Annotated in this window: 1 rRNA gene; it reads left to right on the top strand. The window is 53.3% G+C overall.

Features of this window, described 5'->3' with window-relative positions:
- Positions 1–1,173: ribosomal RNA gene (locus G476_RS0100035) — 23S ribosomal RNA — on the top strand; the annotation flags it as partial.
- Positions 1,174–1,199 lie beyond the last annotated feature (26 nt).

Genomic DNA, 1,199 nt, shown 5'->3' with positions numbered 1-1,199 from the left:
GGGTGTATGCCTGGAAGAGCCGCAGTGAAAAGGCCCAAACGACTGTTTATCAAAAACACAGGTCTCTGCCAAGCCGCAAGGCGATGTATAGGGGCTGACACCTGCCCGGTGCTGGAAGGTTAAGAGGAGGGGTTATCCCTTACGGGAGAAGCTCTGAATTGAAGCCCCAGTAAACGGCGGCCGTAACTATAACGGTCCTAAGGTAGCGAAATTCCTTGTCGGGTAAGTTCCGACCCGCACGAAAGGTGCAACGATTTGGGCACTGTCTCAACGAGAGACCCGGTGAAATTATATTACCTGTGAAGATGCAGGTTACCCGCGACAGGACGGAAAGACCCCATGGAGCTTTACTGTAGCTTGATATTGGATTTTGGTACAGCTTGTACAGGATAGGTAGGAGCCTTGGAAGCCGGAGCGCCAGCTTCGGTGGAGGCATCGGTGGGATACTACCCTGGCTGTACTGACATTCTAACCCAGGACCGTGATCCGGTTCGGGGACAGTGTCAGGTGGGCAGTTTGACTGGGGCGGTCGCCTCCTAAAAAGTAACGGAGGCGCCCAAAGGTTCCCTCAGAATGGTTGGAAATCATTCGTAGAGTGCAAAGGCATAAGGGAGCTTGACTGCGAGACATACAGGTCGAGCAGGGACGAAAGTCGGGCTTAGTGATCCGGCGGCACCGCATGGAAGGGCCGTCGCTCAACGGATAAAAGCTACCCTGGGGATAACAGGCTTATCTCCCCCAAGAGTCCACATCGACGGGGAGGTTTGGCACCTCGATGTCGGCTCATCGCATCCTGGGGCTGAAGTAGGTCCCAAGGGTTGGGCTGTTCGCCCATTAAAGCGGTACGCGAGCTGGGTTCAGAACGTCGTGAGACAGTTCGGTCCCTATCCGTCGTGGGCGTAGGAAATTTGAGAGGAGCTGTCCTTAGTACGAGAGGACCGGGATGGACACACCGCTGGTGTACCAGTTGTTCTGCCAAGAGCATAGCTGGGTAGCTACGTGTGGAAGGGATAAGTGCTGAAAGCATCTAAGCATGAAGCCCCCCTCAAGATGAGATTTCCCATTACGTTAAGTAAGTAAGATCCCTCAGAGACGATGAGGTTGATAGGTCTCATGTGGAAGCGTGGCAACGCGTGGAGCTGAGAGATACTAATCGATCGAGGGCTTATCCAAAAATTGATGTTTGTTTAGTCTTCTAA

Source organism: Alteribacter aurantiacus DSM 18675 (genome assembly GCF_000429705.1).
GTDB classification, from domain to species: Bacteria; Bacillota; Bacilli; order Bacillales; family Salisediminibacteriaceae; genus Alteribacter; species Alteribacter aurantiacus.
The sequence above is the reverse complement of the archived record's forward strand: the minus strand, read 5'-3'. Positions and strand labels throughout refer to the sequence as shown.